Below are 14,972 nucleotides of genomic sequence, written 5' to 3'. Positions count from 1 at the left end.
GTGTTCTTTGCCATAACTTTTCATTTAAAACTCAAATATACCAATTTTTGGTATGCAAATATCTTTTTTTCAGATTTTTTGAGAAATGGCATATAACGTTTACGGCTTGGCGAAGTGGCTTTTGTGCGTTGGCTTGTGTGTCGGAAAGCCATTTTGCCAAACCCGTGTTATAAGCTGGGCTGTTGGTTAGTAGAAAATTTAATTAGAAACGATAAACAAAAAATATAAAATGGCTTGGAATAAACAACATTACGAAGAAGTAAAGCGGCAAGTAGAACAAAATATTGCCTGCGGTAAAAAAACAGCATACTGCTATATGAAAGAATATGAGCAGATGATAGAAAAAGAAGATTACGAAGCTGCAAAGGCAATAACCGAAATTTTGTTGCCGCTTGGTTACGATACTGCACAAACTCATAATCATATAAAACGACTGCAATGAGCCATTTTATATTTTTTGATAGCAGAAACTTCATTACGAAGCGGTCAGGTAGCCTTGCTTATAACGTTATGTGGCTTGCTTTCAGTGGCGTTGAACCAACACCAAGCCATTACAAATATAACAAAACATTCCATTCAGCAGCGGATTTTCCGCAGGAAAATCCGGAAGTAGCCATTGAAGCAAACCGCTGTTGTACGTAGTGTTTATTTTTTTATAATTTTCAGTCTTTCATTGTAGTCTTGAAGAACAACAATATAAACACCAGACTTTAGATATGATAAAGAAATTTCGTTTTCAATTTCAAAAGTTTTCACTAATTTACCAGTTAAGTCATATATTTTTATTTTTCCAGAATCAATATTTTTTAAGATTAATATTTCATTACTATAATCATAATATAAATTTTTATTTATATATGTACTTTCTCCAATGCTAAGATTACCTATGTTTTCATAAGCTCCTAAATCTACAGTTGTTTGTTGTATCCTCGTATTGTTTTCTAAATCTTGAGTTGTAGTTACAAAGCTATTATTACCATAATTTATTCCTTGTGAATTATTTTGTAATTTATAATCATAATTAGTACAATCGAATGGTGCAGAAACTAAATTATTTGGATTAACAAAAAGTGGATTTACATTCAAAATATTTGTCCCTCCAATATAACCGTTTTCAATGATACTATTTGAAACAGTATAGCTGGCTGTTACTTGGTCATTATTTGATGAGTTTGTATTTTGATAAATAATTGAATTATAAATTGAAAACGAACCATTTGCTCTGTGAATTGTAGTGTAAAAGTCATTTGTTAAAAAGTTTTTTTTGTTATGTGAAATGGTTACATTTTCAATGATTTGTGAAACACCTGGGATGCTATGAAGCTTAATGGCAGATTGTTCATAAGAATTACCAACAAAAAGTGAATTACTAATTTTAGCAGATGAACGAGCATATATGTAAAAAAGCCCAATCTGACTAGAAGTGTTATTAGTAACAATACATTTATCTACAGTTAAATTCCCACCATGAAAATCTAAAACAGTAACACCACCAGAAACAGAACCCTTAAATCTACAATTACTTACGTTAAGATTATTATTTGAATCATCAGTAAAAATCACACCATTTACAGATATATTGCTTATAAAATCACAATTGAAAACATTGACAGTGTAATTTCCTTGGTATGCTAAAAAAATAGCACCGCTTGTACCGCCAAAGTTGTCAAAGAAAAAGCAATTATTTATGTTTATAATACCTGTATTGTTATTTAAAGCTATACCTGCACAGCCAGAGCCTCTTCCTGAAATTATTCTAAATCCATCAATTGTTAAACCTGAAGTAATACTTGTAACCCTCATAATTGTATTAGTATTATCAGCGTTGTCACCAATTGCACCAATGTCACCAGATAATGTTGTAGGATTCGAACTAATGTTTCTCTGATTTATTGATGTTTCAACACCACTAAAACCACCATATAGATTTACGCCGTTTTTCATTACAAACGAAATAGTTCTGTCATTCGTGGTTGTAGCTTTGTAAGTTCCAGTTGCAACCCAAATCTGATCACCAAAAATAGCATTACTTAAAGCTTCTTGTAAATTGGTATATGCATTATTCCAAGATGTTCCATTATTTGAACCTACAGCAGATGCATTGACATAAATTGTTGCAGCAGTAGAATTCAAGTAAGTAAATAAAAAGATTAAAATAAATTTTTTCATGTAATTAGATTTAAATTATTTAATATGTTTTTTTTTTACGTTTTTTTTTAACATTACGTACAACGGTTTGCGTGTAGGCGATGTTGCCTTGTGTTGCGCCTGCGGCAAGGCAATATTGCTTACACGATGTTAGCGGTTCGGTTTAATTCCAAATTCGTTTTGTCAATTCATAAAGCAAATTATGTCGTTCTTCAATTTCATCTTTACCGTAAGTAGCATATGATTTAAAGTTCAAATTGTTGTCTGTAATGAACTTTTTAAATGCTACTTTTTTGTGATACATATCTGGTAATAATGTTCTTGCGTAATATGTACCAACTACGTTGTATGTTTTTAATTTATCTTCATAAAGTTCGTCTCCCGAAGATTGATTATCTTTTCCTTTCAGAAGCAAAAGCCCGCCAAGTCTGTTCCTTTGTTGGTTAAATTCTTCTTCGTCTTTGAATAGCTTTAAGTTTTCTTCATTGTTGGTTATAATATGTTCAATGTGATAAACATTTGCACCTTGTGTTTGAGCAACAAGTTGATAATAACTACCATATTCGCTTTCATTTGAGAAGTCGCTTATGTAGTGGTCAATTCTTGCAAAATAGTACCTTAAAAAGGTTCGCCCAAAATCATTATATCCAATGTTTCTGAAAAATTCATATTTGAATGCTTCGTCTAATGTATCTCTATCGTATTTCTTTTTAACTACGGTCAGAAGTTGATTGTCAAAACCTATTTTTGCGATGTCTAATGCCGAATTTCTAATTGCTATAGATAGCGAAATAACGTTTGTGTTAAATTCGTTAGATTTATAGCTATTTGTTAGATTGCATAGCGTGAAGAACTTGTCAAAATATTTTGGTATTAATTTTAGTTTTTCATCTCTCATTGTATCATCCAACTCAATTGAAGATAAAGTCAATACAAATTGACCATCCATATCATTAAGTTTATTGAAATAAACACTTTCATAATTCTTATTGTAGTCATGGTAGTATTTGAGCATTTCAATATAAATGTTAGAAAAGTAAGGGAGTGTTTTTTCAACAAATAGTCTGGCTTTTTCTTCATTATTTTTTAAGCCAATTTTTTGGTCGTATTCTTCCATAAAAATTGTTTTATGGTATCTTGTCTTATCAAGTTTGCTGTATTGTTCAGCATTATCGGAGAACTTACTTCTGAAATAAAATCCGAAAAATTCGTCAATTTCATTTTCGCCATTTTTTTCAATTTTCTCAATTTGTGTTTCCCAAATTTTGATATATTTTTCTCTGTCCGCAATGTCAATTTGGCTTAAAATTTTCCCCTTCAAAATTTCATATGGCTTTAATGGCACGCCTCTATCATTAATAACCTCAAAGACCATTGCCACATCTTTGTCTTTATCGATTTCAATTTCTATTAAGTAAACTCGGTGTCTGAAATAAGATATGAACGTTTGCAATTTGTGTGGGGTAGCAAACTTTGCGTCTAAACTATTTAGAATCACACCGTAATTTCTGTAAATGTTTTTTTCAGAAATATTGTTATCATCATTTTGTCCTTTAAAACCAATATTGTTGTCTAAAATATCTTCAAGTGCAGTTTTTCTATCTTTGAAACCCATCCAAAATGTTTTTCCAAATTCAGTTACACCAACGATTGAATTTTTCAAGGAATCAATAATATGCTGTTCAAGTTTATGCTTTATCGCTAAATGATAAAGTCCAATTGAAACCAATGTCAAAGTCGTGAGTCTTTGTTGTCCGTCAACAATGTACTTTTTCCCTTTGATTAAGTTGGTCATAAAAGTGTTCAAGTAATACCATTCAAGTTTTTCTGTGCTTTCTTGATTGATTTCTTGGTTTGGATTATACTTTTCGAGGTCAAACCGATAAAAAATATCCTTTAGTAATGATGAAACTGGCTTGTATTCAAGTTCGTCATTCCATTTGTATTCTCTTTGGTAAAAGTCAACATCGTATTGAACGTTATTGAAGATTTGACTAATTTTTTTATCATAAGGTTTCAGTCCCATTTTTCTGTTTGTTGTTTTTTGTTTGTGATGTGTCTTTCAAACTGACCGCTAACACCCAAATTAACGCAATTCTAAAGTATCGTACAAGTAAATTGCGTAAATTCAATCAAAAGAGTACTTTTTTACGAATATTTTCACTACATTGCGTATAACTTTACTTTTTTTAATACTGTTTTGCAATGGATAAAAAAATAGAATTGTTTATCAGGCTTTTAGAAATAAAAAGATATAGTCCTGCAAGCATCAAGACTTATGTTGGTGCATTGCGTCAATTTTTCAATTATTTCAGTGAACAGGATGTTGATATTTTATCATTAAAGAAAATTGAAGAGTTTATAAATGAACAAGTAACAGTATATGGTATCTCTCAATCCTACCAAAAACAGCTAGTGGCAGCTATAAAATTTTATTATGCAGGAGTATTACAACAACGAGTAGATTTAAACTATCTCTATCCAGATAGGGTTGAACATAAAATTCCAATAGTACTAACTCAGGAAGAAGTTAAAAAAAATATTGATTGTACAGAAAATTTAAAACATCGTGCCATTTTAAGCACATGCTATTCAGCTGGATTGAGAGTATCAGAGGTAGTTGCATTAAAAATTAATGACATCAATTCTTCTACAATGCTAATAAGTATTAAACAATCCAAAGGGAAGAAAGACAGAACAATTATGTTATCGCCTAAATTGCTAGTTTTACTGAGAGATTATTTTTTAGAATATAAGCCAAAAGAATTTCTTTTTGAAGGACAGTCTGGAGGTCAATATGCTGTTCGTTCTGTTCAGCAAATACTCAAAAATGCTTTAATAAAAGCAAAAATTAAAAAGAATGCCTCAGTACATTCATTACGTCACAGTTTTGCAACTCATCTGATTGAGCAAGGTACAGATGTTCGATTTGTACAGGAACTATTGGGACACAACTCCATTAAAACAACTATGATTTACACTCACTTAACAGATGTTTCTAAAAGAAAGATTATAAGTCCGTTGGATAATTTATAAAAAAAAGTGTATCAGTTTCTCTAAGCTATCTTGCCATTTTGGTCAGATTTTAGTACCATTTTTGGTCTAAGTCAATTTCTTGCGTATAATTGAATCATTTGTTGGGCAACAATTTAATAGTTTTTGCGCAACAAGGCGCTCATTTTTGCACAACATTTTTTTTTCTTGTACAACAAAAATATTTTCTTGCGCAAGAATTGCAACCCGCTTTTTTTGGGCCAAAAACCATTAAAAAAATAAGTATATAAAAGAATAGCAACAGGGAAGATAGAGGGGAGAAAGTAGCAGCAATTTACATCCTGTCCTGCAATGCCTTGATTTCATCCCGGTATTTTGCGGCTTGCATAAAGTCCAAATCCTTAGCCGCTTTTTCCATCGCTTTGCGCGCCTCACGGATTTTCTTTTCAATCTCGGGTTTTGATAAATACAAGCTTTCGGGTTCGGCGGCTTTAGCAATTTTATCTTCAAAATATTGGGTAGAAACCGAGTTGTTGCTCAAAGCGTTGCCGAGACTTTTATTTAATGCCTTTGGTTCTAGACCGTGCAAAGTGTTGTAGGCAATTTGTTTCTCGCGACGGTATGTGGTTTCATCCATCGTTTTTTGCATGCTGTTGGTGATTTTGTCGGCATATAAAATCGCTTTGCCGTTCACGTTTCGTGCTGCACGACCTACTGTTTGTGTCAACGAACGATGGCTACGCAAGAAACCTTCTTTATCAGCATCGAGTATGGCTACTAATGATACTTCGGGCAAGTCCAAACCTTCACGTAGTAAGTTCACACCAATGAGCACGTCAAACAACCCTTTGCGCAAATCCTGCATAATTTCTACCCGTTCCAAAGTATCCACATCCGAGTGGATATAACGACAACGGATGGCAACTTTGGTCAAATATTTAGTCAGTTCTTCAGCCATTCTTTTGGTTAAAGTAGTGACCAAAACGCGTTCATCGGCTTCACATCGCAACTGAATTTCTTCTATCAAATCGTCTATTTGGTTCAAACTCGGACGCACTTCTATAATTGGGTCAAGCAAACCCGTTGGGCGAATGACTTGTTCTACATAAATCCCTTCTGATTTTTGCAATTCATAATCGGCTGGTGTGGCAGATACATAAATCACTTGGTTTTGCATACTTTCAAATTCCTCAAACTTCAATGGACGGTTGTCCATAGCGGCAGGCAGGCGGAAACCATATTCTACTAAGTTTTCTTTACGGCTTCTATCGCCACCATACATGGCATGCACTTGAGAAATCGTTACGTGACTTTCATCCACTACCATCAGGAAATCATCAGGAAAATAATCCAACAAACAGAAAGGTCTTGTGCCTGGTAATCGTCTGTCTAAATACCGCGAGTAGTTTTCAATCCCAGAGCAATACCCCAATTCGCGTATCATTTCTAGGTCAAAATTGGTGCGTTCTTCCAGTCGTTTGGCTTCCAAGTGTTTGCCAATTTCCTTGAAATAATCTACTTGTTTTACCAAGTCTTGTTGGATATCCCAAATAGCGGCTTGCAACACATCGGGCGAAGTCACAAACATATTGGCGGGATAAATATTCAGTTTTTCGTAGCGCTCAAATATTTTCGAAGTCTTGGGATCAAAGGCTTCTATTGCTTCAATTTCATCACCAAAGAAGTGTACCCGAAAAGGTTCATCGGCATAACTAGGGAAGATTTCTACTGTATCGCCTTTAATCCTGAAATTTCCTGGAGTAAACTCGGCCTCAGTTCTAGAATATAAACTTTGTACTAATTTATGAAGTAATTTGGTGCGCGAAATGACTTGGTTTTTTTCAATGGAAACCACATTCTTTTGAAATTCTACGGGATTTCCAATACCATACAAACACGAAACAGACGCTACAACCAATACATCTCTACGTCCCGAAAGCAGCGCAGAGGTGGTGCTCAAACGGAGTTTCTCTAATTCTTCATTGATGGATAAATCTTTCTCTATAAAAACTCCGGTAACAGGTATATACGCTTCGGGTTGGTAATAGTCGTAATAAGACACAAAATACTGCACCGAATTATTGGGAAAAAACTGTTTGAACTCCGAGTACAACTGAGCTGCTAAGGTTTTGTTGTGGGCAAGAACCAATGTGGGTTTTTGCACTTCTTCAATAACATTGGCCACTGTGAATGTCTTCCCTGAACCTGTTACTCCTAATAAAGTTTGATATTTATCACCTTCGATAATGCCTTTGGCTAATTTTTCAATAGCTTGCGGTTGGTCACCAGTGGGTTTGTATTCGGATACGACTTGGAATTTCATTTTTTATGAAGTTACTATGTAACTTAGTTGCTGAGTAACTGAGTTTGTATTTTTACAAAGTTAGGCGTTTTAGTAATAGAAATGCTTTGTCTCAAATTTAAAGATTTTTTCTCAGCTACTTAGCTACTCAAAAACTCAGTAACTTTCTGCTTAAAACTTCCATTCCTTTTGTTGCGTTTCACTTAAAAAAGTCCAAGCTACAATGCGGCTAATTTTCTGCCCTTGTGCCATGTCGATAGTTTTTATTGCTACAGCACTCACCTTTCCTAAAATTTTATAGATGCTTTTCAAATTGTCTTTTTTGGAAACCAAAGTCGTAAACCACAAACACTGCAAAGGATATTTGGCACTTTCATAAATCATTTGGGTTATGAAACCCAATTCGCCACCTTTGCACCACAATTCGGCTTGATGCCCACCAAAGTTTAACACAGGATTGGAAGTTTTGTTTTCATCTAAGGCGTTGATTTTTCGCAAAGCGCTTTTTGCAGCTGCTTCCGCTGATGAATGAAATGGCGGATTGCAAATGGTAAAAGCAAATCTGTCTTCGGGAAGAATAATATTCTTGAATATATATCGTGCTTCTACTTGCAACTGCAAACTGATAACATCAATTAGTTTTGCATTGTTAGCAATGATTTTTTTGCAATTTTGAAGCGCGTCTTCATCAATATCGGCACCTACAAAACTCCATCCATAAGCATTATTTCCAATAATTGGATAAATACAATTGGCACCAATACCTATATCTAACCCTACAACTTGTTCTGCTTCAGGAATAATACCATTATTAGAATTGGCTAATAAATCGGCTATGTAATGAATGTAATCGGCTCTTCCAGGAATTGGCGGACAAAGATAATTTGACGGAATGTCCCAGTTTTGAATGTCGTAATAAGTAATCAATAATGTTTTATTTAGTGCTTTTATAGCATCTGGATTACTGAAATCGATTGTTTCTTCCGAAGCCCCTGAACGGTGTTCTTTGGTATGAACAAAGTTTTTTAATTCGGGATAATTGTTTAGCAACAGTTCAAAATCATATCGAAACTGATGTGGATTTCTTAGATGTAGTCCTGTTTTTTCTATAGCTTTTCGAGTTTCTTTCATTTGTTATTTTCTACTACTAACTTCGTACTTCCAATTAATCCCAGCATTCCATTAACAATAAATCACCATCTGTGTGACTAATAGCAACCATTCCATCTTCAATAACATGATTGCTACTTCCTGTACGATAACCAATAGTAAGGGCTTCATTATTTAAAGCATAAAAAAGATTTTTGGTCGTTATACCCGAAACTTTTCCAATGGGAATGAGCGAAAGTATCGTATTGGCAGTATACCATTTTTCAAAAGAATTTTGCAGCAAAAAGACTTTGGAATGGTCATCAAGGACAACAATTTTTAAAGTATTTCTATAGCTAACAATGTTAGTTAAATTAGTAATGGTATGGTCTGCACGTTTGCCTGTTGCCCATATTACATTGGCGGCTTTGTGTCCTTTTTCGATTAAATAATCAAATGCCTTTTCTAAATCGGTTTTGTCTTGGTTTGGCGTATAAACAATCTCAATGGGATATTGTTTTTCTTTGTAATACTTGGCATCAAAACCTCTGTCAAAATCGCCTAATAAAACATCTACTTTGATGCCCAATTCCAAAACACGTTCAATAGCAGAATCCAAAACAATTACTAATGGTGACCATTCTAGCAGTTGTCCTAATAATTCGGAACTACACATTTCACCATTGGCAATAATCAATGCGGGTTCTTGGTCGTCGCGAACGATATGATGTGATGACATGAGATTTCAGATTTCAGATTTCAGATTTCAGATTTCAGATTTTGTAATAACAATATTTAGTTGAAACAATCTTCAAACTTCTGATTTCCAAAAAGTTTTCAAAAATACTACTTTTCAATTATTGAATTACATAATTCTTTACATCAGTTTCAGAAAGGTTGAAATAACCTAGAGCAAAGTTGTTACTATTGGTTTGATTAATAATATTACCACGAACAGTTGCAGGTGGCGTTGAAAAAGGACCATTGCTTCCAACAGAAATTAGTAATAATTTATTCATATACTCATAATATCGTTTTGAAATGCCATAAATTGTAATGTCTAGTTGGTCACCAGTGCCAATGTCTTCATTCATATACAATCCAAAATTTTGGTTTCCATCGGTAAGTTCATCATCATCAACTTCAAAAGTTGGTATTACAGCAATATTTGATTTGTATTTGAACATATAATAGTTTTCTATGTTGGCTGGATCATCAAAAAATGATTTGATTTCAATATCATTACCTAATCCGCCATTATTTTTTTGTTCAATAGTGGTAATTGGACTTACACTTTTTAAAGTTTCAGTGGCTGTGTAGGTTTGTCCATTTAGAATAACGGTTAAGACATAAGTCTCATCTAATTCTGGGACAAATGTTGAGCAGTTGTAAACACCTGTGTTTGGGGTAGTTTCAATGAAATTAAAAACCACATTATCACTATTGGTCACTACTACACTAGCGCCAGAAACTGTTGGAATTGTGCTATCATAAAAACCAGTTGTGGTTGATAATTTTATTTGTTGTTCGTTGCCCAGAGTTCCTTTTTGCCATTGAATAGAGCCGTCAATGACCAATCTTGGTGCTGCAGTTTCTAAATCTACTTTTATGACATCTTCGCAACTTGTTAATAGTGCAATCAAAATAAAAAGTATTGTGAATTTATAGATTTTCATGATATTAAAATTTAAAGTTATAACTAACACCTGGAACAATTCCGAAGATGGATAATCTTATGGCTTCATTGGCACCCGTATCCACATTTTGTCTAAACGATATGGAAGCAGCATTTTTTCTTCCATATAAATTATAAATAGAGAAAACCCATTCACTTTGCCAGCCTTTTTTCTTAGTTGGTTTTGGTGTATAAGTAGCCGAAATATCCAGGTGATGATAAGTTGGTAATCTATCTTCATTTCTAAGACCATAGGTAGGAATGGTAATTCCTTGGTATTCATATTGTCCATTTGGAAAGGTGACAGGTTGACCCGTTTGTAGCACAAAATTGGCTCCAAAAGTCCATTTGGGATTATAGTTATAGGAACTTGTAACCGAAAGATTATGCAGTTTGTCATAACCAGAACGGTACCAATTTCCATTATTTATTCCTGGTTCGTTGGCATTTCTTCCTGGAGTTCTTTGTTCTGATTTTGATAAAGTATAGGATATCCATCCATAGAGATTACCTGAATTTTTTCTCAACAAGAATTCAATTCCATAGGATCTCATTTCACCATTCAAGATTGCTTGTTCTATGGCTTCATTAGCAATTAAATCAGCGCCATCAATGTAGTCAATTCTGTTTTTTACTTTTTTGAAATACGTTTCCACTTCTAGAGAATAGTTATCCTCTTTAAAATTTCTAAAGTAACCTAATGCGACTTGATCAGCAATTTGAGGTTTGATGTACTGATCACTTGGTGTCCAAATATCCAAGGGTGTTGGCGATGCTGTATTTGAAATCAATTGAAGATATTGCGCCATTCTGTTATAGCTTGCTTTTATGGATGTATTATCATTTAATTGATGGGATGCGGCAAAACGAGGTTCTAAATTATTGAAACTCTCTATAACTTTATTTTTGTCATAGAATTGGGTGTCAATTGGTGTAGCTTTTTCATAAATCTGTAATTCTTGATTGAATACTACAGGTTGATTATTCTCATATAAATTTACGGTTGAACTTCCTAAACGATAAAACCTACTAAATCTTATACCATAGGAGAGTGATAACTTGTTGGATATTTTTTGTTCCGCATCAAGATATACTGATGGTTCAAAAGCATATTTTTTTTCTAATTGTTTGTAATTTATTCCTGATTCAGAATTTGAAGGTTCGATAGTGCCTGGGTTGAAGTCATAATAAATACCACTTACACCATAGTTTAATTTTACTTTATCTGTAACATAATATTTGAAATCATATTTGATATTATAATTTTTGATGCCAGAATTCCAAAGGAAACCAATTAAATCTAAATCTAATCCATAATAGTAATCACTATATATTGCTGATAGATTAGAAAATAATTTATCTGAAAATAAATGATTCCAACGCAAATTTAAGGTTGCATTTCCGTAGGTATTGATGAAGTTATTATTGATATTAAAAACATCTCTACCAAAATATCCCGAAAGGAATAAATTATTATTTGAGTTGAGTTTATAATTCAATTTGGTATTCAAATCATAGAAATAAGCGGAGTTAGGATTGTCTGAAAGTTTTAAAAACAGATGCGCATAAGAACCTCTACCAGCAAAAAGAAAAGATAATTTATCTTTTACAATTGGGCCTTCAGCAAGTAGTCTACTAGAAATTAAGCCAATACCACCATTCATACTAAATTTGTTGCTATTGCCATCTTTTTGATAAATATCTAACACAGAAGAAATTCTTCCGCCATAGCGAGAGGGAATCCCTCCTTTATACAATTTTAAATCTTTTATAGCATCGGGATTAAAAACGGAAAAGAACCCAAAAAGGTGTGATGAATTAAAAATAGTAGCTTCGTCTAATAAAATTAAGTTTTGGTCGGCACCACCACCACGCACATTAAAGCCAGATTGTCCTTCGCCAGCATTGGTAACGCCAGGTAACGTTAATAATGCTCTAATAATATCCACTTCGCCAAGTACCACTGGAATTTTTTTGATAGTTGCTGTGGAAAGGTTATGTACACTCATTTCAGGTTTGCGAATATTAGTAGCTGTTTTTTCAGTGTTAATGACTACTTCATCTAAAGCTTGACCAGTTTCTGTTAAATTGAAATTTTTCTTACTGTCATTTTCTAAAGAAATTGTTTCTTCAAGGGTTTCATAACCCACATAGCTTATTTGGATATTATAAGTTCCTTTTGTTACGGTTAAAGAATAAAACCCATACTCATTGGTTATAATGGTTGCTTTTTTTTCGGGAATATAAATATTGACACCTATAAGCGTTTCGTTTGTTTTTGAATCTGAAATGACTCCGCTAATTGTGAATTTTTCTTGAGCTAATGAACTTATTGTTACTAGAATAAAAAATGATAAAAGAATAATTTTTTTAGGCATATAATTTGTTGTTTTGTTTATTGCAATTTTGAAGCACAAAGTACCGAAATGTTACTATAATTTTATGTTAAGCTTAGGTTAATTAGAATTATAATATTATAGGTTTTTAAATACTTTTACAAAATGATTATTGGTTACCTATGAAAAAATATAGTTTTTACTTTTTATTATTACTTTTTTCTACAAAAGGGTTTGCTCAGTTTGAGTTGCCCAAGAAAACTATAAACATTGCACCAGTTTCAAATAGTTCAGGGCAAGTTACTCCTACTTCTTCAAAATCAATTAAGTATCCAAGTATTTTTGACAAAAAAGATAAATTATTAGAAAATGTTTCTCTAATCAAAAAAAAACCTGAAGAAGAGAAAGGCATCATGGAGAAAGAAAAATTTGAAAGTCCTGCTTCAGCCTACACTCAGAAAATGAATGATCAAATGAAGCGCGAAGGACTAACGCAGGAAATTGTCAACAGTGATATGTTTTTGGGAGAGTTTATTATTACTACATTTAAATTGAATGTGTCTTGTAGAGATTTTGGCGCTATTGATGGTGACAAAGTCAGCATTTGGTTAAATGAAAGTGTTGTTATTCCAATTATTGATTTAGAATCTGGTTTTAAAATGTATCATTTAGAGTTAAAAGAAGGGTTAAATACCATTCAAATTGAAGCTTTAAATACAGGAGAATTATTTCCAAATACTGGACAGTTTGCTTTTTTTGATGGTAATGAAAAGTTAGTCACTAATCAACAATGGACGCTGAATACAAATTATAAAGCCATTGTTAAAATTAGAAAAATTAAAGGAATTGAAGAAAAGGAATAAAAAAAGCGATCATTTGATCGCTTTTTTAAATAATATATAATTTGAAACTAAGATAATTTTTTATCTAAATTGGTTTTCAAAGTTTGCAGGAAATCTTCCGTTGATAAATAATCAGTATCTGTTAAACCATCTGGTTTTACTAACATCGCTAAGTCTTTTGTCATTTGACCAGCTTCAACGGTTTCAATACAAACAGCTTCCAATGCATGACAGAAATCGATTAGTTCTTGGTTACTATCTAATTTTCCTCGGTGTTCTAATCCACGTGTCCAAGCAAATATAGATGCTATTGGATTGGTTGAAGTTTTTCTTCCTTTTTGGTGTTCTCTGTAATGACGAGTTACGGTTCCGTGAGCTGCTTCCGCTTCAACCGTTTTTCCATCAGGAGTTACAAGCACAGAAGTCATTAATCCTAAAGAACCAAATCCTTGAGCAACGGTATCCGATTGTACATCACCATCATAGTTTTTACATGCCCAAACAAATCCACCATTCCATTTCATACAAGAAGCAACCATATCATCAATTAATCGGTGTTCGTATGTAATTCCTTCTTTATCAAATTCGGTTTTGTAATATTGTTGGTATACTTCTTCAAAAATGTCTTTAAATCTACCGTCATAGGCTTTTAAGATGGTGTTTTTGGTAGAAAGATATAAAGGCCATTTTTTCGTCAATGCCATTTGGAAAGAAGAATGTGCAAATCCGTAGATACTTTCGTCTGTATTATACATTGACATAGCTACTCCATCGCCTTTAAAATCATAAACATTCCAAGTAGTAGTTTCACCTGCTTCATTAGTAAAACTCATGGTTAATGTGCCTTTTCCTTTGATTACTTTATCAGTTGCTTTATATTGGTCTCCAAAAGCATGACGACCAATTACAATAGGTTTTGTCCAACCTTGTACATAACGAGGAACATTGCTCATAATAATTGGTTCACGGAATACAGTTCCGCCAACTATGTTACGGATGGTTCCGTTTGGAGATTTCCACATTTCAGAAAGGTTAAATTCTTTAACGCGTTCTTCGTCTGGAGTAATGGTAGCACATTTGATACCTACATTATATTTTTTGATGGCTTCAGCTGAGTCAATTGTAACTTGATCTTTGGTAGCATCTCTATGTTCTATGCCTAAGTCATAATATTTTATATCTAAATCAAGATATGGAAGGATTAATTGTTCTTTAATAAAGTTCCAAATAATTCTTGTCATTTCATCGCCATCCAATTCTACTACTGGATTGGCTACTTTAATTTTTGCCATTTGTTTTAGTTTATTTTTTTAAAAATTAACGATTGCAAATATAATTAATAAGATAGAAGTTTCATTTATATCATTTGCTAAAACGATTGAATTATGAATTTATTATTTTTAGGTTTAAATAATAAGAAATTCACAATTTTAATCTGTTTTCGATATAAAAAAAAGTCTCGATATTCGAGACTTTTTATGATTACAAAGTATTGAATTATCTTCTTCTTTCTTTGATTTTTGCTTTTTTTCCAGTAAGTTCTCTAAAGTAGTAGATACGAGCTCTTCTAACTTTACCTCTTTGGT

The 14,972-nt window shown here is 32.9% G+C and carries 12 protein-coding genes; 3 read left to right on the top strand and 9 right to left on the bottom strand.

All coding sequences use genetic code 11. The features are described 5' to 3' along the window. Positions 1–229: 229 nt before the first annotated feature. The gene (locus ACOYLT_RS06705) at positions 230–442 is read left to right on the top strand and encodes a hypothetical protein (protein ID WP_422853089.1); all 213 of its coding nucleotides are present in this window, start codon (positions 230–232) and stop codon (positions 440–442) included. Positions 443–645: 203 nt separating this feature from the next. Here the strand turns inward: ACOYLT_RS06705 and ACOYLT_RS06700 are convergent, their stop codons facing one another. Both ACOYLT_RS06700 and ACOYLT_RS06695 read right to left on the bottom strand, forming a co-directional pair. Then, positions 646–2,169 (bottom strand): T9SS type A sorting domain-containing protein, encoded by a 1,524-nt coding sequence (locus tag ACOYLT_RS06700; protein ID WP_422853088.1) that lies wholly within the window; start codon positions 2,167–2,169, stop codon positions 646–648. Positions 2,170–2,311: 142 nt separating this feature from the next. Then, positions 2,312–4,174, bottom strand: coding sequence for a DUF262 domain-containing protein (locus ACOYLT_RS06695; protein WP_422853087.1), 1,863 nt, complete (start codon positions 4,172–4,174; stop codon positions 2,312–2,314). A 197-nt stretch (positions 4,175–4,371) separates the two neighbouring features. Between ACOYLT_RS06695 and ACOYLT_RS06690 the strand changes: the two genes are divergently transcribed. After that, positions 4,372–5,184 (top strand): tyrosine-type recombinase/integrase, encoded by an 813-nt coding sequence (locus ACOYLT_RS06690; RefSeq protein WP_422853086.1) that lies wholly within the window; start codon positions 4,372–4,374, stop codon positions 5,182–5,184. A 292-nt stretch (positions 5,185–5,476) separates the two neighbouring features. Here the strand turns inward: ACOYLT_RS06690 and uvrB are convergent, their stop codons facing one another. The 5 genes from uvrB to ACOYLT_RS06665 all read right to left on the bottom strand — a co-directional run bounded on the left by uvrB (position 5,477) and on the right by ACOYLT_RS06665 (position 12,586). Continuing rightward, the gene (uvrB, locus tag ACOYLT_RS06685; RefSeq protein ID WP_422853085.1) at positions 5,477–7,465 is read right to left on the bottom strand and encodes an excinuclease ABC subunit UvrB; all 1,989 of its coding nucleotides are present in this window, start codon (positions 7,463–7,465) and stop codon (positions 5,477–5,479) included. 150 nt (positions 7,466–7,615) lie between these two features. Next, positions 7,616–8,575: a 23S rRNA (adenine(1618)-N(6))-methyltransferase RlmF gene (gene rlmF, locus ACOYLT_RS06680; RefSeq protein ID WP_422853084.1), complete on the bottom strand. Its 960-nt coding sequence runs from the start codon at positions 8,573–8,575 to the stop codon at positions 7,616–7,618. Positions 8,576–8,609: 34 nt separating this feature from the next. Then, positions 8,610–9,272, bottom strand: coding sequence for a thiamine diphosphokinase (locus tag ACOYLT_RS06675; RefSeq protein ID WP_422853083.1), 663 nt, complete (start codon positions 9,270–9,272; stop codon positions 8,610–8,612). A 118-nt stretch (positions 9,273–9,390) separates the two neighbouring features. After that, positions 9,391–10,209, bottom strand: coding sequence for a DUF4249 domain-containing protein (locus ACOYLT_RS06670; protein ID WP_422853082.1), 819 nt, complete (start codon positions 10,207–10,209; stop codon positions 9,391–9,393). Positions 10,210–10,213: 4 nt separating this feature from the next. Then, the gene (locus tag ACOYLT_RS06665; RefSeq protein WP_422853081.1) at positions 10,214–12,586 is read right to left on the bottom strand and encodes a TonB-dependent receptor; all 2,373 of its coding nucleotides are present in this window, start codon (positions 12,584–12,586) and stop codon (positions 10,214–10,216) included. Positions 12,587–12,726: 140 nt separating this feature from the next. On the opposite strand from ACOYLT_RS06665, the gene ACOYLT_RS06660 reads away from it, so the two are divergent. After that, positions 12,727–13,407, top strand: a complete 681-nt coding sequence (locus ACOYLT_RS06660) for a hypothetical protein (protein WP_422853080.1) — start codon at positions 12,727–12,729, stop codon at positions 13,405–13,407. A 47-nt stretch (positions 13,408–13,454) separates the two neighbouring features. Here the strand turns inward: ACOYLT_RS06660 and ACOYLT_RS06655 are convergent, their stop codons facing one another. Both ACOYLT_RS06655 and ACOYLT_RS06650 read right to left on the bottom strand, forming a co-directional pair. Beyond that, the gene (locus tag ACOYLT_RS06655; protein WP_422853079.1) at positions 13,455–14,678 is read right to left on the bottom strand and encodes an NADP-dependent isocitrate dehydrogenase; all 1,224 of its coding nucleotides are present in this window, start codon (positions 14,676–14,678) and stop codon (positions 13,455–13,457) included. 205 nt (positions 14,679–14,883) lie between these two features. After that, positions 14,884–14,972: 50S ribosomal protein L19 (locus tag ACOYLT_RS06650; protein ID WP_422853090.1), on the bottom strand; the 89-nt coding region annotated here is incomplete at its 5' end.

This window comes from Flavobacterium sp. (genome assembly GCF_049318185.1).
Classification (GTDB): Bacteria; Bacteroidota; Bacteroidia; order Flavobacteriales; family Flavobacteriaceae; genus Flavobacterium.
Note: the sequence above shows the minus strand (reverse complement) of the source record. Positions and strands in the feature narration are given on the sequence as shown.